The sequence below is a fragment of the Spirosoma sp. 209 genome (genome assembly GCF_002006735.1).
In the GTDB taxonomy this organism is placed as follows: Bacteria; Bacteroidota; Bacteroidia; order Cytophagales; family Spirosomataceae; genus Spirosoma; species Spirosoma sordidisoli.
On sequence record NZ_MVEC01000009.1, the window covers coordinates 308278 to 327104 of the forward strand.

An 18827-nucleotide genomic window follows, 5' to 3' on the forward strand; every position below is an offset into this window, starting at 1 on the left:
ATGATGACGAAATAAGTGCCCCTCCTGCCCTTAATTTTCCGGCACGTACCAGAAGGGGATGGTGACCAGCTCTTCGGCTTTGGCGAGCGAGTCGGGCTGAATGGCAATGCGCAGGTTGTTTCTACCGGTTTTGAGGTTTCCGGGCACCAGTACCGTCTGCCAGCCGCGCTGCTCCTGCGGGCCGCGTTTGGTAAAGAGCAAATCGGGGGTGGCGTAGAGTGAGTCGTTGACGGAAATACGCATGAGCCGGTTGGTCTGCTGGCTGCTCCAGTTGGCAAAAAGCCGGTATCGTTCGGTTCGTGGCAGGGTGTCGCTCCAGTCAGGTCTGGCAGACAGCCGGGTCAGCAGGGTGTCCAGCGCTTTAGGATAGGCGATGAACAGCCGGATGTAAGGCTCGCGGATCACGTCGGCCTGAATGGCGGCTGCATCGACATAATCGGCTTCGGCACGCTGGTTATCGTAGGCAACCGGGTTCAGGTACAGGCTATCGACCCGGGCGGTGTAGAGGTGCCGTCGGTTCAGGGTCGATACCCGCCGATCCGCACGCGACAGGTCCGCTGTAAACTCCACCAGAATCAACGCCATAAAAACAACGATCATCACCCCGATCGCCCAGATGATTTTTTTGTAGGGCAGATGGCTATAAAACGTATTGGTGATGAAGGCAAACGGCTTATGCATGCCCCAGTAAAAGAACCTGTTGAGCGCCCTGAACCGGTAATGCGCTATAACGCCAACCGGATGGGCTCGCACCTTCGGGATACTCAGCAAAAAACCGATCAGGATAAAAAGCCCAATTAGCAGACTGCCTCCCATCTTGACATACTGCCAGGCCTGGGCTGATAGCAGTGGCCGCAGCACCGAGTGAACGCCCAGAATGACCAGGTAGGCGGATGCCATTAGAACCAGGCTGATCACGAATAGGAAAGCTACCGCAAAAACGATGTTACAGCGTTGGTCGAGCCGCAGGATGTACCGGTCGAGCGAACCGAATTCGTCGGCCATTTTTTTCTGCGCATACGGCGTCGTAAACGGAATCCGGTCATAATGAACGCCGGTCGGGTATACGGCCAGCAGACCCACCAGCCCCACCCAGAGCGCCCGCATCACGAAGTTGGTCAGGAACGCCAGGAACAGCACATAACAGGTTACCTTCATCATGCTGTAGGCCAGCGAAGGAAAGAGCGTATAAAAACCGGCCGTCTGACTCATGAAGTTGTACCGGATGTAATCGAAGAACTGATCGAGCAGGTCGGGCAGTTGCAGTATGGCAAACAGGGCGGCCCCGGAAATAACGAGTTCCAGGTTCCAGCTCTGGGTGGTCAGTTCGCGCAGTTTTTCCTGCTGATCGGGCGGGAGGGCGGGCTCGGGCGTAATCGGTTCAGTCACGTCGGTTGGGATAGGCATCTGCCGAAATTAACGAAAAAGCTAAAGTCTATGCGCTTCGGCGAGTATTATCCCCTCTTTTTTATGATGGATCGGTGTACGGGCAGCCCCGCCCCTGTTGAGGTATCGTATTATGAATTTGTTATAGGCTATTGACAGGCTGCCCCTCCGGGGTTAGGGGTGCGCTGGTTAAAACGTTAAAGCCATGCAGACAGCCCGTCTTACACCCCCCAGCCCCGCGACGGCGGCCCGGCCTAAGGGGTAAAAAGGCCGCCCATCGAGCTGACTAAAGTCCGCAAGTATCGTCCTCAAACTACCCCTTAGGCCGGGCCGCCGTCGCGGGGGGGGGGCTAAATAGGCAGCCCTTAGAGCCGGTAGAAGCACAACGAATCCTACCTCCCCATAGCTCCGGAGGGGCGGCCTGTCAATGAAACCGCTGAACCCGAACGGCATCGCGCCCGACGGCGATTAAAAACGCCAGCGGGCCTGGACTTTGACTTCGGTTTTGTGGGGCGCGTCGATCTGGTCGAGGTCAGAGCCTACGGTGGTCTGGTTGGTGAGGTCGGTACGGGCCCAGCGGAGCCACAGGTCCAGATGACGGCTCAGGTTGTACTGCACCAGCACATAATGCCGGATACCCCGGTCATAATAGGCCGGAAACGAAAACGCGTACAGCACATCGCGCTCATACACATACTGCCGACTGTCGTAATCATCGGTACCGAAAAGAGCCACCCGCCCGCTCAGGCTCCAGCGCCGGCGCTCGTACTGCACATCCTGGACCAGTGCGAAACCGGTAGACCGGGCGCGACCCGCGTAGGCAAAGCTCCCCTGCTGAACGCGGGACCGCAGGGCCAGCCCCCGCGCCAGGGTATATTCGGCATTGAGGGCCAGGCTTCGGCGCGTAGTCCGTACCACCTCGTCGGTCTTGCTGCCGGGCAGGTTCTTCTCTTTTCGCTCGTCGTGAAAAACGGCATAGAACGTGGTTTGCCGGTTGGGCGTGTAGCGGATCTGCATCAGGTAATCGAAACCCGACGACGGCGTATCGACCAGGTACTTCAGCCACGGAAACCGATACGCGTCGACGAAGCCGCTCACGGTCAGCTTCCGGTAAATGGTGTACTTCAACCCCGTATAAACACCCGTTTCGTTCTGGCTGCGGCTGCTTTCGCTGAACGCGTTGGCATAAAAACTGTGAAAATTACGGTCATAATGCCGCAGCACCACGGCCAGATCGAGCTGTTTGGTCAGGCTGGCCAGCGCCCCCCCAACGGCACCCGTCCCCCCGCTGCTGGTCTGCGAGCCGCTACTCCGGGCCACCTCCCCGAAGAAATTCCAGTTGTTCCAGACGTAGCCGCCGTGCAGGCCGATGACCCGATTGGTTGTGCCGGTGAATTCGTAGCGGTTATACGGCAGGTTGCGCTTCCGAAAGAACAGATCATAGGTTGTAGACAAGGCCGTCAGCCCCAGCTGCAGCTGGTGGCGGTTGTGATAGAGCAGGTGCAGGCCCACGTTCGTTTCGAGCAGGCGACCCTGATCGTCCCGTTCCGAGGGGGTTCGGTGCAGTCCCGACGTTTGCAGCGAGGTTGCGATGAGTTCGTCGGCGGTGCTGCCTGCCGTGGTGTTGGCGTCGCGCCGGTTTCGGGCAGCCAGCAGGGTCAGGTCAAGCCGGGGATGCAGGGCGTAGGTGGCCGTAGCGCCCCGAAAGTAGCCGTATTCGGTCAGCGAGGAGTAGGGCCGGGCCCCCAGCGTCGGGCGTCGAACGGTCTGAACCGTTTCGGCACTCTTGCCCAGCACGAACCCCGCCGACAGAACGAGCCCCTGCCCGACCTGCATCTGGTAGTCGCCGAGCGTTATGTTGCGCCAGCGGCCCCGGTTCTGGAGTTGCAGATGAAACGAGACGTAATCCAGTCCATGCCGACGCGCCGAGGGTTGCCAGCCCATCACCTCGCCGGGGTCTTTCTCAACGGTCAGGCCGAAGCTGAACGCGCGCGGCCGGCTGTAGCGATACCGGGCGAACCACTGCCCCGGGCTACCCAGATAGCGCGTGGGCAGGCTTCCGTTTCTGTTGGGCGTAGCCGCAGAAAATCCTTTTTGCCGCTCCAGTAGCTGCTCGAAGCGCAGCAGCACGTAGTGATCGGTGGGCGTGGGCATGGCCCCCAGCAGGCGCGGGCTGTCCGACACCGTCGCGAACGGCAGCAGCCGACGAATGGTGGGCAGGTCGAAGCCCGGAACGGCCTGCAGCTCGTAAATAGACAGCAGGTCACCGGCGTCGGTGCGGTACGTAAGCAGGCTGTTTAGCTGGCGTTCGGAGAGCAGGTAGGTAGCGGCCAGCTCGTCGCGGGTGGCGGTATTCAGATCGAGCGGGCTGGCATAGAGCTGGGTCAGCACATCGAACACCGACTGATAATCGATGCCTTCGGTCTGTACGGGAAAGAGATCCTGCAAAAACTGGCTGATGTCGCCGTTGGTCCGGTCAGGGGGCGGCTGGGCTGCGGCCCAGCCGGCTATGAACCAGCAGCAGGCTGCGATCAGAACGAAAGGTTTCAAGGTACGGCGTCGTGATTCGTGGGGCTATGCTGACAGTCAGCCTACTCCGACGAGTCACGACGCAGCCCGTCACGCAAACCGGCGCTTCAGAATTTCGACCAGCTCGCTCACCTCGTCGCTGCTCATGTCCCACAGGTACTGCGAGGCATAGCGGTACGAGATCAGATCGAGCGCCTGCCCGTAGTTGTCGAGCGAGTCGATTTCTTCGATGGCCTGGTTATAGGCGTTGGTATTGCCGTTGAACAACTGGTTGATAAACCGGAATTTCTGGTTCAGCGAGATGCTCCGCGCCACGCTCTCGATCGGCGCCCGGTTAAACGTCTCGGCCACGGTTACCGGCTCCGCCACCGCCGTTTCGCGCAGGGTCTGGTTCAGCGACGGGGCCTGCTCGGCCGGGCTCTCGGTGCGGCCCGACAGACCGATATCGGTCGAGGAAGGCTCGGACAGGTCACCGGTTGGCAGCTGCGACGGGTAGGCCGTTGGCGCAACAGGCTCGGGTCCGCTCACATCGCCCAGGAACATGGACCCACCCGACGACGACTCATCGACCGCCACCGGAGCGGGGGTTGGGTCGGGCTGCGGGGCGGTAGCGGGTGCCACATCGGCCGGCACCGCATCGGGCGGCACCATGGGCGCGGGGGGCAGGGCCGACTCGGTGGCCGCATCGAAGAACGAACGGGCCGGAGCCGCCGGAAATCCATCGGGTACGTGGCTCCGGAGCAGGGCCGCCACATCCATGGGCACTTTCTCGGAGAAGAGCGCCACAAACTTATCGTAATGCTCCAGCTCGTGGCCCCGCTGCGTCAGCGCTTCGTCGAGGTAGGTCAGGGCCTGGTTGACGTAAATGAACGGCTTCCCGTTCATCCGCTGCGCCAGATAGGCCGGAACAAACTGGTTGATTTTGGTATATCGGTTAATCTGTTTGATGGCCGAGGCCGTCAGGGTAAACTCGGGCTGGCTCCGCAGCAGGTCGTCGAAATAAGCCCGCGGGTCGAAGATCATAATGATCGTCCGGCGAACGGCATCGGCCAGGAGCGGCTCGAGGTGTTCGCGCCGGACGGAAATATGCTGCGACACCACGTTCATGAAATGCTGCAAAGCCTCCTGCACCTCCATGTGGGAGAAGTCGAAATAAGGGCTGCGAAACTTCTCCGCATCGGCCTGCCATTTATCCGACAACGCACTGACGACAAACAAATTGATCTGACTGATGGGCGTCAGCGACAGAATCTGCTGGCCGCTGATGGTTGAGTGCTGCTGGTAAAAATCGGCCGCAATCCGACGGGCGTAGGACTTGCTGTACTCGGTAAGAGCGTTCGTATTAAACTTGTTCGACATCAGTAAAATCCTTTGCTTTGTAAATATATCCTTTTCAAAGCTACTGTGCTTTGTGTTTGTAAATAAATCAAAAAAAGCGGCCTGCGAGCGAGATTTTAGCCACTGGCATGGCACAAGCAGCGGCTCCGGCAAAACCGCCGGCCGCACCTGCCTGGGAACAAAAACCAGTGAATAATCCTGACGCATACGCAAGTCCTTTCTGATCAACGCCTGGAGGCTGGCACCCGCCCGCCGGCTCCGACACCAATTGATGCAACATGTTCATTGAGCCCACTCGACGTCGTGAACCACCCCATCTCCGAACGGGCTGGATCGAAGTAATCTGCGGTTCCATGTTTTCGGGTAAGACCGAAGAACTGATCCGACGGCTGAACCGCGCCCACATTGCCAAACTGAATGTTCGCATTTTTAAACCGGCTCTGGACACGCGCTATCACGAAGACAACATCGTATCACACTCTGCGTTGAGTATTCCGTCTACTCCGGTGCAAACAGCGGGCCAAATTCTGGCGCTGGCCGGTTCCTGTGACGTGGTCGGCATCGATGAGGCACAGTTTTTCGACAAAGAAATCGTTGAGGTATGTACCACGCTGGCCAATCAGGGGCAGCGCGTTATTATTGCGGGCCTCGACATGGACTTTGCCGGAAACCCCTTCGGCTGTATGCCGCAGCTGATGGGCGTTGCCGAGTTTGTCACGAAAGTTCATGCCATTTGCGTGGTCTGCGGTGACATTGCGCAATATTCGTACCGATTGGTGCCATCGCAGGAGCGGGTGCTGCTGGGTGAGACCGATAGCTACGAGGCCCGGTGCCGACGCTGCTTCAACCTCGGCGACAAGGCCGGGCGGAAAGAGTGGGTGTATGAAGACGAAAACGACTAGCCAGCCTCGGGCCTATTTTCTGTATAACCCGGTACGCAGCCGACGGCGGGCCAGACTGCTGGCGGTTGTCGGCTGCCTGTTTTTCGTGGGTAGCGTTGTGGCGCCGGTCTTTGCCCAGCTGGGCACCTGGCGTTCGCACGTCAGTTACCTGCCGGGCCAGTCGGTCGCCGTAGCGGGCAACCAGGTGTACGCAGCCACCCAGAATGGCTTTTTCTCGTTCGACAAAACAACCAACGAAACCCGGATTCTGGGGAAACAGCAGGGGCTGAGCGATGTGGGTATTACGCGGCTGCTGTACCTGCCCGACCAGAACCGGCTTTTCATCGCATATCGCAGCGGCCTCATCGATCTGCTCTCGCTCTCGGCCACCGGCGAACCGGGGTCCGTACAAACCATCGATATCATTGCCACGGCGCCTAACCTGCCAGCCGCCCGCGCCATCAACCACATCAACCGCATCGGTACCAATGCGTACCTGAGCACCGACTTTGGCCTGGTGGTTTTCGATCTGGCCCGGAATGAGATTCGGGATACGTACTTCAGCCGGCGCCCCAACGGCTCGCCCCTGCCCATTTTTCAGACAGCTGCCACTACCGACAGCCTTTTTGCACTGACGGGGCCGCTGCAACTGTTCGAAACCGGCCGACGCCTGCGGGCCATTCGGTTTGCGCCTACCGTCAACCTGGCCGATCCGGCCAACTGGCGGGCGGTTCCCGAACCCGATACGCGTATCGAAACCATCGTCACCGCCCAGAACCGGCTGTCGGCCGCCGTAATCGGTCAGGGTATTCTGGAGCGGCAGTCGGGTCGGTGGGTGCTGACCCAGGCGCTGAGCAGCCCGGTAGTGCGGCAGTTTGCGGGTACGACCGGTGTGGCGGTAGCGACCAGCCAGTCCGTTACGGTGCCGGGGGCGGGTGTCTTTGCGGGACCGCTGCTGGCAAACCCGCGCGAGCTGGTGGTGGATGGGTCCCGCATCTGGGTAGCCGACGGCCAGAACGGCCTCCTGTCGGGTAACGCCGGTACGTTTACGCCGATCACCCCCGAAGGCCCCACCCGCGACGTATTCGCGCAGCTGTACACCTACCCGAATCTGCTCATCACCTTACCGGCGGGCCCGCAGGAGGGCACGACGCTGGCCAGTGGTCAGCCCGCGGCCGAAGCCTATGCCGTACCCGCCGACCGCTGGCTGCGGCTGAGTGCTGCGAACCTGAGCCGTAGTTTCAACTCGGCCGCGTACCTGCCCGCCGAGCAGCGGCTGTTTCTGGGCAGTTTCGGGGGCGGCCTCTGGAGCCAGACGACCGAGCAAGCCCTCGCAGCCGTTACCCTGCCGGCCTCGGTGGGGCCGTTTATCAGCAGTCTGGCGACCGACCGCGACGGGAATCTGTGGATCAGCACAGCCGGTTTTAACACCCAGCTGGCTACGCTGCATGTGCGCCGGAGCGATGGCCAGTTTCAGTCGTATCCGGCCGTGAATCAGACCAATATCGCGCAGGTCGTACCCGACGACAATGGGTTCGTGTGGCTCCGGCTCGACGGTGGCTTTGGCCTGCTGGTCTTCGATCCGCAAACGAACCGGATCCGGTCACTGACCACCTTACGCAACGAAGGCGGTTTGCTGTCGGGCAGCATCCAGACCCTCGTCAAAGACCGCAACGGGGCCATCTGGGTTGGTACGGACATAGGCCCTACCGTGTTCGACAATCCGGCCGGTGCCTTCGATCCGGTGGTCAACGCCCAGCCGCCCCTGCTCAACGGCCGGCGGCTGCTGGCCAACGAGGTCGTTACGGCGATGGCGGTCGATGGCGGCAACCGAAAATGGATCGGTACCCGTAGCGGTTTGTACCGGGTAGCCCCCGACGGGTCGCAGCTACTCGACACGTTCACTGCCCGGAACAGCCCCCTCCCGACCAACACCATTCAGGCCCTGGCAATCGAACCCATCGGCGGCAGCGTATATATCCAGACCACCAACGGCCTGATCTCGTACCGCGGCCCGGCTACCGAACCCGCCGAAACGCTTAGCGCCCTGACGATCTTCCCGAATCCGGTACGGCCCGACTTTACCGGCACGGTCGGTATCAACGGCCTGACCGATAACGCCACGGTAAAGATTCTGGACGCCGGGGGCCAGCTGGTTTACGAAACACGCTCACAGGGCGGTACAGCAACCTGGAACCTGCGCGACTACCGCGGCCGGACGGCCCAGACGGGCATCTATCTGGTCGTTGTCGTCAGCGCCAACGGCACTGAAGGGCTGGCCGGCAAACTGGCCGTTGTGCGGTAGAACTTTGTCGTCGGTTTCGGGTTACATGCTTCGGGCCGGGCACTCAGCGCGTGACTCCCTGCGAAACCATCGGTCTGAACAGAAAAAAAATATGCATCTGGACGCACAACAACCCAACGCCATACAGGACTACCTGCGTCGACGCGGCTGGCTCGACACCGCCGAGGTCGTTTCGTCGGCGGAGAAACCGGGCGAAGGGAATATGAACTACACCCTGCGGATCACCACCCCGCTGCGGACGCTGATCATCAAACAATCGAGGGGGTACGTCGAAAAATACCCTACCATTGCGGCCCCGGCCGATCGGGCCATCATAGAAGGCCGTTTCTACCAGAAAGCGCAGGCCGTTCCGATGCTGGCCGAACGGATGCCGCAGCTGCTGGGTATGGACGAAGAAAACAACATGCTGGTGCTGGAAGACCTCGGCACCGCTACCGACTATACCTTTCTGTACCAGCCCTGCCGCCAGCTCGATGAAGCCGATGCCCGGGCGCTGACCGATTACCTGTCGGTGCTGCACAGCCAGTTCTCGACCGATGTGCCCGATCCGGCTTTTGCCAACCGCGACATGCGGACGCTCAACCACGAGCATATCTTCAACTACCCGTTCCTGGCCGACAATGGGTTCGACCTCGATACCGTTCAGCCGGGTCTGCAGGCGCTCGCTGCACCTTATAAAAATGATGCCGATCTGAAACGACGCGTCGGGCAGCTGGGTGCGGTATACAAGGCCGATGGGCGGGCGCTGCTGCACGGCGACTACTACCCCGGCAGCTGGCTCCAGACCACGGATGGCATTAAAGTAATCGATCCGGAGTTTTGCTTTTACGGGCCTCCCGAGTTCGATCTGGGCATCATGATGGCTCACCTGATGATGGCCGAACAACCGGCTACGGTGCTCAACACCATTCTGTCGTCCTATGAGAAACCGAGTGGTTTCGACGATACCCTGCGCCAGCAGTTCACGGGCGTTGAAATCATGCGTCGGCTGATTGGGCTGGCCCAGCTACCGCTTAGTCTGTCGCTGGAGGCCAAGCGTGATCTGCTCGACGACGCCCATTCTTTGCTCAGCTGACTGTTCTTTTATGGCTACGCCCGCCAATGGCTGGAGGGTGGCTTTTTCTCTTTTTCGACTGTCGTTTACATGCGTTTACTAGTTTTCTGCCTGCTGCTCACCTCGTTTTCGGCCCTGGCCCAGCCAGCCGCCAAACCCCGCCGGATCTGGCTCGACACCGACATCATGATCGGGATGAAAGACAAGACCGCCCGCGAGGTCGACGATGCCATTGCGCTCATCATGGCCCTGCAACACCCCGATAAAGTAGAGCTGGTAGGGATCAGCACCGTTACCTATGCCGACTATGCCTATGCCGTAACCCAGAAACTGCTGGGCTGGTACAACCAGACCGGTCGCCGTATTCCGGTCTATAAAGGGTCCGATACGGCGAAGGATGCGGGCGTCGAGAACGACGCCACCCGGGCCATGGCGAAGGCCCTCCGGGCCGAAAAAATGCCAATTCTGGCCATCGGGCCCGTTACCAACGTAGCTACGCTGGTTAAAAACCATCCGGAGCTGATTCCGCAGATCGAAGAGGTAGTTGTCTGCGCGGCCCGTACGCCCGGCCTGCCGTTCAAACCCGGTCTGGGAAAGCTGAGCGTGGGCGATTATAACTTCGAAACCGACCCCGAGTCGTTCCGGATTCTGTTCGAGTCGGGCGTGAAGGTCGTCCTGTCGGGCTACGAGTGCAGCGTCTATACCTTCCTGGGCAAAACCGACATCGACTTTCTCAACAACAAACACACCGCCGACAAGTGGGTCTACGACCGGCTCCGGCCCTGGCAGCTGTTTAATCAGCAGCTCTTCGGCGTTGATGGGTTCGTACCCTGGGATACGACCCCGCTCGGTTACCTGACCCACCCCAATTACTTCACCTACTACCGCGATATTCCGGTCCGGATCAATACCCGGGCCAACGATACCGGAGCGGGCGGCACCAAACCGTATCTGGAGGTGTCGTACGACTACCGCGACACCAAATGGCGGGCCATCTACGCCTATAAAACCCTGCCCGGCTTCGAAGAAATCGTTATCGACGATCTGAAAAAAGCATCGGCTCGGCAACGCTAGGCTACCGGCCGCCCCCTTTGCTGTCGTCGTTGCTGATCTTTTTGCTTTGCTTGCCGCCCGCGTTCATCTGCCCGAATTTGTAGCTGAAAGTAAGCCGGGCCATGCGGTTCACGAACAGAAACGTGGTTTCGGACCGGAACGTCGGGGCAGCCATATCGCTCGTTTGCCGGACGTACCGGCCAAACGGGTTCGATGCGTTCAGCGTCAGGCTGGCGTTCTTTTTCCAGAATTCTTTCTTGGCCGACAGGGCGTAATAGTACCAGCCTGAGTTACGGCCCTGCAGGCTTATCCAGCCCGAGCTGACGTAGGTGTTCAGCTGAAGGGTAAGGTCTTTGGGCAGTTTGAGCGAGGAGTTGGTGTTGAGGCTACCGACCCAGCCCGCATTCTGCTGGCTGATGGCCGGACTATAGAGGGTTATGTACGTCAGATCGGTACCCACCGATATGTTCAGGTTCTTGTTGGGCTGCAGGGTGGTGTTTACGTTGGTGCCGTAGCTCGCATTCCGCCCGATGTTCTGAAAGGTGCTGAGCGCCACCCCATCGGCCCCAACCGTGGTCAGAAACTCGATGGCGTTATTGGTCTGCCGCCAGAATAGCGACGCGCTGAAGGACGACCCGCTCTTACCGAACGTGCTGTACGACAGCTCGGTAGCGTGGGTTATTTCGGGATTGAGGTAGGGGTTGCCGGTCTGTACGTTCTTGGGATCGCTGAAGTTGCGGAACGGGTTCAGGTACCAGACCATCGGGCGCGAGATACGCTGCGTATAGCTTGTCTTGAGGGTATGTTTTCCCTTAATGGTTTTGGCCAGGGTGAAGCTCGGAATCAGGTTGCTGTAGGTAGTGCTGAACGAGGTCTGCGTGGTCGGAAAGTCGCCCCGGATGGCGGTCTGCTCCAGGCGCAGGCCGGTTGTCAGGCTCCATTTCTGTTTCGTTTCCAGCTTGAACGAGGTATAGCCCGCCATTACCCGCTGGCTGTATTTGAACTCGTTGCTGCGGCTGGGATCCAGCTCGTAATCGGCCGCCAGCCCCGTTGTCGACTGTTCGATCTCGAACTCGCTGCCGATATTACGCAGAATGGTTTTGGCGCCCACTTCCACCCGCAGCGAAGCCGAGTCGCGCAGGGCTACCGGATGCACATAATCGGTCTGGAACGTGTATTCGTTGTTGCGGCTCAGGTTGGTACTGCGCTCCAGATACGACGGCACCTCCGACGGCATGCTCCGCTGGGTAATGGTGTAGTAATAATTGTCAGGCATGCGGGCGTACTGCGACAGAAACGAAAACTCCCGAACCGGCTTGTCGGCCGAGTCGCCCGCTTTCCGAAACGACTTGGTCCAGCCGAGGTTGAACTCTGTATTGCCATACGGATTCCGGTACTGGATATCGCGCCGAAACTCCTGTACTACCCCACCCCGCGGGTCGGTCAGGCGGCTGTAGAGGTCGCTGTTCTGCGGAAAATTACCGCCCCAGCCATTGGCCGAGAAGTTGATCCGGTTGGTCGAGTCGGGGTCGTAGTCAAGGCTCATCTCGCCGTAGCCGCCGGTGCCGGTGTTGTCGCGGCTGCCGCGCTGAAACAGCACGCTGCTGGGCTGACCATCGGTGAGGGCCGTTCGGGTGCTGGTATTTTCGGAGATATTCCGGTACTGGTAGCCGTTGAGCGATACGGCCAGCCCCAGCTTGCTGCCCCGCACGTTCAGGTTACCGCCCAGCGAGCGGTTCAGGTTACCCGCGGTAGCGTTTACGGTTCCGTTCATGCCCTTGAGGGCTTTCTTCGTGATAATGTTGATCACCCCCGCCGATCCTTCGGCATCGTACCGGGCGCCGGGGCTGGTAATGACTTCGACCGACTTGATGATGTTAGCCGGCATCTGCTTCAGCGCATCCGCCAAGTTGCGGGCCATAATGCTGGACGGTTTACCATTTACCAGCACTTTTATGTTGCCGCTGCCACGCATCTTCACGTTGCCGTCGAGGTCAACGGTGAGCATCGGTACTTTTCGGAGCACGTCGGCGGCTGTTCCGCCGGTGTTGGTGGCGTCTTTCTCGGCGTTATAGACCAGCCGGTCGCCCTTGTCTTCGATCAGCGCTTTCTGTCCGACTACGCTGACCTCGTTCAGATTCTGACTGTCGGCCGTGAACCGGATCGTGCCCAGGGCCAGCTCGGGCGCTCCGGCAGTGATCTGAACGGGGGCGAGTATACGGGTACGGTAGCCTACAAACGAAATCTGAAGCCGGTACGTCCCAACGGCCAGGCTGGGTATCGTAAAAACGCCGGCTTCGTCGGTCGTCGTGCCCGTTATGAGTTTCCCATCGGGCTGTTGCAGGGCTACGGTAGCGTAGGGAACGGGCCTGGCTGTTGTCGAATCGGTTAGTATTCCGCTGAGTTTACCGGGCCGGTCGGGCGACTGAGCCGCAGCCCGGACCACAACCGTTACACACAAAACGATGAGTAAAAAGCGCATAAAAAGAGGAAGGTTGAGGGATATGGAAACAAATGTATGGGGGTAAAGAGCTGGCTGATTCGGCGTTAAGAGTATTTAACAGATTAGCCCACAGACCAACTATACACATGATGTCTACAGGCAGGCCCAGGTTGCCTGGAGCCTGTATTATATTTTGGTTCGGCCAACCTTTCACGAACTTCGCGGGCGGAGGGGGCCGGGTCGTTTGATGAATCAGCCGTTTTGCCTAATTTTGACCGGTTTTTCAGCATAGTCGTGTCAACAGCTCATCCAGGGCCTGACACACAGACCTAACCGAAACAACGCATTCAGCATGAGAGAAATACAGTTCCGTGAAGCCCTGCGGGAGGCCATGAACGAAGAAATGCGCCGGGACCCGAAGGTCTATCTGATGGGCGAAGAAGTGGCCGAGTACAATGGTGCCTACAAGGTGAGCCAGGGTATGCTCGACGAATTCGGTCCAGAGCGGGTTATCGATACACCCATTGCCGAGCTGGGATTTGCCGGTATTGGCGTTGGTTCAGCCATGAACGGCCTGCGCCCCATCATCGAGTTCATGACGTTCAACTTCTCGCTCGTTGCCATTGATCAGGTTATCAACTCAGCCGCCAAGGTCATGAGCATGTCGGGCGGTCAGTACTCCTGCCCCATCGTGTTCCGCGGACTAACCGGTAACGCCGGTATGCTGTCGAGCCAGCACTCGCAGAACTTCGAAAACTGGTTTGCCAACACGCCGGGCCTGAAAGTAGTGGTTCCGTCGAACCCTTACGACGCCAAAGGCCTGCTCAAAAGCAGCATCCGCGACAACGACCCCGTTATTTTCATGGAGTCGGAGCTGATGTACGGCGATAAAGGGCAGGTTCCGGAAGAGGAATACCTGATTCCGATCGGGCAGGCCAACATCGTTCGCGAAGGCAACGACGTTACCATTGTCTCGTTCGGCAAAATCATGAAGGTAGCGCTGGCAGCCGCCGAAGAACTGGCCAAAAACGGCATCTCGGCCGAAGTAATCGACCTGCGCACCGTGCGGCCCATCGACTACCCAACCGTGATCAACTCGGTGAAGAAAACCAACCGCTGCGTTGTCGTTGAAGAAGCCTGGCCCCTGGCCGCTATCTCGTCAGAGCTGACCTATAACATCCAGCGCCATGCGTTCGATTACCTCGACGCGCCCGTAATCCGGGTTAACAGCATGGACCTGCCGCTGCCCTATGCCCCAACGCTGATCGAGGCTATCCTGCCGAACGTGAAGCGTACGCTGCAGGCCGTTGAAACGGTGATGTATAAAAAATAGACGGGTCGGTACAGCTTTTGTCATCCCGACGACAAGAAAAGCAACGGTACGGCAGAGACTGTTGTCGGGACGACAGAAAAAACAGACGCCGTTATAGAAACAAAAAAGCACCGCTCGGTCAGGGCGGTGCTTTTTTGCTGGGCCACAAAAAAACCCGGCCTGGTGAGTGGTCGGGAGCTTTGCTGCGGTAGTTGATAGTAAAACGCCCCAGGGCGGCATTTAGTTTACGACTTGAAAAATAGCGCAATAGTTTTTCATAAAATCGTTATTTTCCATGAACTTGCGTCGAGAATAGGATTTATGCGCGAAAAGGGGCTGTCACGACCTCCGGGTCGGATCATTTACGAGGTAACGATTCAGGCGGTAGGGTCGCTCAACACGATCCGGCAGCGCGAACCGGTCATCATCTTTTTCTCCAATCTGCGAAAAGCCGTCGATGCCATCACGGCCGAACTGGCCCTCAACAACTGGCCGCCCCGGGTTAACTACACGGCGGTATACAGGGGAGTAAAGCAGCGCGAGTTTTACAGCTGCGATTTTGACGTGGCCGGTACGCGCGTCTTCCGTATCAAGGTAGTACCGCGCGTACTGAACCCGGCCCTGCCCAGGCTGGGTATCGACGAAAATCCGGTTCGGTGAAGAGAAGCCCGACGGCTCAGTGAGTAACGTCAGCTACGATGGGAACGCCGGTTTTCCGGATGGCTGCGATACCTCCTTCTACATTGACGACGTTATCGAACCCGCGCGCTTTCAAAATGGAACAGGCCACCATGGAGCGGTACCCACCGGCGCAGTGGACATAAACCGGTTCGTCGGTGCGCAACTCGGCCAGGTGTTCGCTGAGCGTATCGAGGGGCAGGTTTTCGGCTCCTTCTACGTGTTCCGGCTCAAACTCGGTGGGTTTCCGAACATCGACAACAATCGCGTCGGGAGCAGCGGCCCGGCGCCGGGCAAACGCATCCGCCGGGATCGACTCAACGGTATCGGTTTCTTTACCGGCCTGCCACCAGGCATCGAACCCACCTTCCAGATACCCGATGGTATGATCATAGCCGACCCGCGCCAGCCGCAGTACGGTTTCGGTTTCCTGCCCGGCGGGGGTTACCAGGGCCAGGGGCTGATTCAGATCGGCGATGAGCGCGCCAACCCAGGGGGCAAACTGGCCGTTCAGGCCGATGTTGATCGCATTGGGAATAAATCCACGGGCAAAGTCAGCCGCTTCGCGCACGTCGAGCACCAGCGCCCCGGCTTCGTTGACAGCCGCTTCGAAGGCCTCCGGCGACAGCGCCCGGCTGCCCCGCTCCATCACCCGGTCAACCGATTCATAGCCTTCCTTGTTGAGCCGGGCATTCTCGGCAAAGTAGGCAGGAGCCGCACTCAGTCCGCTGAGCACCTGCCGAATAAACTCGTCGCGGGTTTGGGCTTTCAGCGCGTAGTTGTAGCGTTTCTGATTGCCCAGCGAATCGGTAGTTTCCTTGCTCATGTTCTTGCCGCAGGCCGATCCGGCGCCGTGGGCCGGGTAAACGATGACCTCATCGGGTAAAGGCAGAATTTTAGCATGCAGGCTATCATAGAGCATACCTGCCAGATCCTGTTCGGTCAGGTCGCCTTTGATGGCCAGATCCGGACGACCCACATCGCCGATAAAAAGCGTATCGCCGGTGAAGATGGCGTGTTCCCGACCGTTTTCGTCGAGCAGCAGGTAGGTCGTCGATTCGAGCGTATGGCCGGGGGTGTGCAGCACTTTGATAGTCACCTGGCCGAGCGTAAAGGTTTCACCATCCTGTGCATGGTACACGTCGTAATGGGTATGCGCGTTGGGACCATAGACGATGGTAGCCCCCGACTTCCGGGCCAGATCCAGGTGTCCGGATACAAAATCGGCGTGGAAGTGGGTTTCGAACACGTACTTAATTTGCGCACCGGCCCGGTCGGCTTTCCGCAGGTAGGGGGCCGTTTCGCGGAGCGGATCGATAATGGCCGCTTCGCCCGCACTTTCTATGTAATACGCGCCCTGCGCTAAACAACCTGTATATAATTGCTCGATAACCATGTGTAGAGAGGCAGGCAAGGCCCGCGTTATACCAATTCTTTAACGATCATACCGGCCGCTACGATCAGTACGAACCAGCCAAATCCTTTTTTCAGCTGATCGGGCGCCACGAAACGGGCCAGATACATGCCAATGAAAATACCGATGATGGATAAACCCGTAAAGGGAAGCAGAAAATTCCAGTCGAGGTGCGTATGCTGGAGATCGCCCATAAACCCCACAAAGGAGTTGACCGCAATCAGGAAGACGGAGGTAGCCACAGCCCGGTGAATGGGCAGTCCGGCCAGCAGCACCAGCATCGGCACGATCAGAAAGCCCCCACCCGCCCCGATCGTGCCCGTCAGCATCCCCACAGCCAGGCCGTCGAGGGCCAGCAGATCGTACCGCGGGCGCGCGCCATCGGGCAGTAGCCCGGCCTCGCCCTGCTCAGGTCGGTCGTTGCGGATCATGGCCCGGGCGGCCAGGATCATCACGATGATGAAGAAATACAGGATAGCGGTCGGTTTTGACAGCGCAAACGATCCCACCTGCCACAACGGATCGGGCAGGGCCGGCACCAGAAACCGGCGACTCAGATAAACCGATATGAACGAGGGCAGCGCAAACGCAGCCGTAATGCGCAGGTTTACCCGCTTCTTCAACACATGATTGACCGATCCTACCAACGACGTTACACCCACCACGAACAGCGAATAGGTCGTAGCCAGCAGCGTGGGTATGCCAAATATGTACACAAAAATGGGCACCGTCAGGATAGACCCACCGCCCCCGGCCATCCCGATGACCAGTCCTATCAGCAATGCCAGCAAGTACTCTATAGAGAATTGGAAATTCATGCTCCTGCAAAACTACGGCCTTCAGCCAAGATGTCGATTTCTGAACACGAAAAAGCCCCCGGTGCTGCCGGGGGCTTTTTGCATTGTTTCGTGGCTGGTTCTGCCTACAAATCGTTCAGTTTACTGTGTCGACGGCCGTAGATGAAATACACCACCAGCCCCAGCAGCAGCCAGCAGAACGCCAGAATCTGCGCCAGTTCGCTCAGGTTCACGATCAGGTAGAAGTTGGTCAGGATGCCCAGCGGAGCAATAACGCTCAGCAGCGGTGCCCGGAACGGACGCTCCCGCTCGGGATCGCGCCGACGCAGGATGAACACCGCCAGACACACCATGGCAAACGCGAACAGGGTACCGAACGAACACATGTCGCCCAAGATACTGATTGGGGTGAACGCAGCCACGACTGATACCAGCAGACCGACCAGAACGGTGCTCTGGTGTGGCGTTTTGAAGATGGGGTGAATAACCCGGAAGAAGTTGGGCAGCAGACCATCTTTGGCCATACCCAGGAAGATCCGGGTCTGGCCCAGCATCATCACCAGCATCACCGAAATCAGACCGGCCGTAGCAGCCGCCGTGATGATGAATACGGCCCAGGTTTGGCCAACGCTGTCGAACGCAGCCGCTACCGGGGCTTTCAGCGCGTCGCCTACAATATCGTTGTAGTTGATCATACCCGTCAGCACGAGCGACACCAGAATGTAGAGGATGGTGCAGACCAGCAGCGAAGTAACGATGGCAAACGGAATGTCCTTACGGGGGTTGATGGCCTCACCCGCCTGGGTCGATACGGCGTCGAAGCCGATGTAGGCGAAGAAGATGGCCGACGCGCCCGATACGATACCGGCCCATCCGTAGGCTTCGTGCGGAGCGCCGTTTTCGCCGGTGATGGTCCGCGCTTCCGGAATAAACGGAATCCAGTTGGCGGTGTTGACGTAGAATACGCCGACCAGGATCACGAAAATAACCGCGGCTACTTTCAGGATTACGATCAGGTTGTTGGCTCCGGCGGCTTCTTTGATACCGCGTACGAGTACCGCCGTTACCAGCCAGACGATCAGAAAGGCGGGCAGGTTGACCGAGAAGCCCGGATCTTCCAGCCCGTTGAGCCGGGCGAAATTAGCGGCCGAAACAGGGTCGTTTCGTAGCCAGAAGGGAATATCGATCCCGAACAGGTGCAGCAGCTTGTTGAAATAACCCGACCAGCTTACGGCTACCGTCATGGCGCCCATGGCGTATTCGAGGATAAGACCCCAGCCGATCACCCAGGCAAACAGCTCGCCGATGGTTCCGTAGGCGTAGGCGTAGGCCGAGCCTTCTACCGGCAGCATGGCCGCAAATTCGGCATAGCACAGGGCCGCAAAAATACAGCCTATACCCGCAATGACGAACGATAAAGCCAGCGCAGGCCCTGCATGAAAGTGAGCAGCCGTACCGGTCAGTACGAAGATACCCCCTCCAATGATGGCCCCGATACCGATGGCCGTTAAACTCCACTTGCCCAGAACGCGCTTGAGTTCGCTCTTCTGCATATCCTGCTCGTAGAGATACATTGGCTTCCGGCGCCATACGCTGGTGGTGTCACTTGGTTTTACTTGAGTTTCCATGCAGGAAAA

At 58.8% G+C, this 18827-nt stretch carries 13 protein-coding genes; 6 read left to right on the forward strand and 7 right to left on the reverse strand.

Features of this window, described 5'->3' with window-relative positions; translation table 11 throughout:
• Positions 1–30 precede the first annotated feature (30 nt).
• The 3 genes from B1C80_RS16635 to B1C80_RS16645 form a co-directional block, all read right to left on the reverse strand.
• Positions 31–1407: a hypothetical protein gene (locus B1C80_RS16635; protein ID WP_077922311.1), complete on the reverse strand. Its 1377-nt coding sequence runs from the start codon at positions 1405–1407 to the stop codon at positions 31–33.
• A 447-nt stretch (positions 1408–1854) separates the two neighbouring features.
• A complete protein-coding gene (locus B1C80_RS16640) occupies positions 1855–3897 on the reverse strand; it encodes a helix-hairpin-helix domain-containing protein (protein WP_077922487.1) in 2043 nt (680 codons plus the stop codon).
• 108 nt (positions 3898–4005) lie between these two features.
• Positions 4006–5274 (reverse strand): hypothetical protein, encoded by a 1269-nt coding sequence (locus B1C80_RS16645; RefSeq protein ID WP_077922312.1) that lies wholly within the window; start codon positions 5272–5274, stop codon positions 4006–4008.
• Positions 5275–5531: 257 nt separating this feature from the next.
• Here B1C80_RS16645 and B1C80_RS16650 point away from each other — a divergent pair, with 257 nt between their 5' ends.
• The 4 genes from B1C80_RS16650 to B1C80_RS16665 all read left to right on the forward strand — a co-directional run bounded on the left by B1C80_RS16650 (position 5532) and on the right by B1C80_RS16665 (position 10567).
• Positions 5532–6155, forward strand: a complete 624-nt coding sequence (locus tag B1C80_RS16650; RefSeq protein ID WP_077922313.1) for a thymidine kinase — start codon at positions 5532–5534, stop codon at positions 6153–6155.
• On the forward strand, positions 6136–8439 hold the full coding sequence (locus B1C80_RS16655; RefSeq protein ID WP_077922314.1) for a two-component regulator propeller domain-containing protein: 2304 nt from the start codon (positions 6136–6138) through the stop codon (positions 8437–8439). The genes B1C80_RS16650 and B1C80_RS16655 overlap by 20 nt, the downstream gene beginning before the upstream one ends.
• A 91-nt stretch (positions 8440–8530) precedes the next feature.
• Positions 8531–9514 (forward strand): phosphotransferase, encoded by a 984-nt coding sequence (locus tag B1C80_RS16660; RefSeq protein ID WP_077922315.1) that lies wholly within the window; start codon positions 8531–8533, stop codon positions 9512–9514.
• A gap of 69 nt (positions 9515–9583) precedes the next feature.
• Positions 9584–10567: a nucleoside hydrolase gene (locus B1C80_RS16665; protein ID WP_077922316.1), complete on the forward strand. Its 984-nt coding sequence runs from the start codon at positions 9584–9586 to the stop codon at positions 10565–10567.
• Position 10568: 1 nt separating this feature from the next.
• Here the strand turns inward: B1C80_RS16665 and B1C80_RS16670 are convergent, their stop codons facing one another.
• Entirely contained in the window at positions 10569–13028 is a 2460-nt protein-coding gene (locus B1C80_RS16670; RefSeq protein WP_077922317.1) for an outer membrane beta-barrel family protein, read from the reverse strand.
• A gap of 277 nt (positions 13029–13305) precedes the next feature.
• On the opposite strand from B1C80_RS16670, the gene B1C80_RS16675 reads away from it, so the two are divergent.
• Positions 13306–14322, forward strand: a complete 1017-nt coding sequence (locus B1C80_RS16675; protein WP_255376577.1) for a pyruvate dehydrogenase complex E1 component subunit beta — start codon at positions 13306–13308, stop codon at positions 14320–14322.
• Positions 14323–14622: 300 nt separating this feature from the next.
• Positions 14623–14961: a hypothetical protein gene (locus B1C80_RS16680; protein ID WP_077922319.1), complete on the forward strand. Its 339-nt coding sequence runs from the start codon at positions 14623–14625 to the stop codon at positions 14959–14961.
• A 16-nt stretch (positions 14962–14977) separates the two neighbouring features.
• Here the strand turns inward: B1C80_RS16680 and B1C80_RS16685 are convergent, their stop codons facing one another.
• The 3 genes from B1C80_RS16685 to B1C80_RS16695 form a co-directional block, all read right to left on the reverse strand.
• Positions 14978–16375 (reverse strand): rhodanese-like domain-containing protein, encoded by a 1398-nt coding sequence (locus B1C80_RS16685; RefSeq protein ID WP_077922320.1) that lies wholly within the window; start codon positions 16373–16375, stop codon positions 14978–14980.
• A gap of 26 nt (positions 16376–16401) precedes the next feature.
• Entirely contained in the window at positions 16402–17211 is an 810-nt protein-coding gene (locus tag B1C80_RS16690) for a sulfite exporter TauE/SafE family protein (protein WP_077922321.1), read from the reverse strand.
• Between the two features lie 104 nt (positions 17212–17315).
• Complete coding sequence (locus B1C80_RS16695; RefSeq protein ID WP_077922322.1) at positions 17316–18818, reverse strand: APC family permease; 1503 nt, start codon at positions 18816–18818, stop codon at positions 17316–17318.
• Positions 18819–18827: the final 9 nt, after the last annotated feature.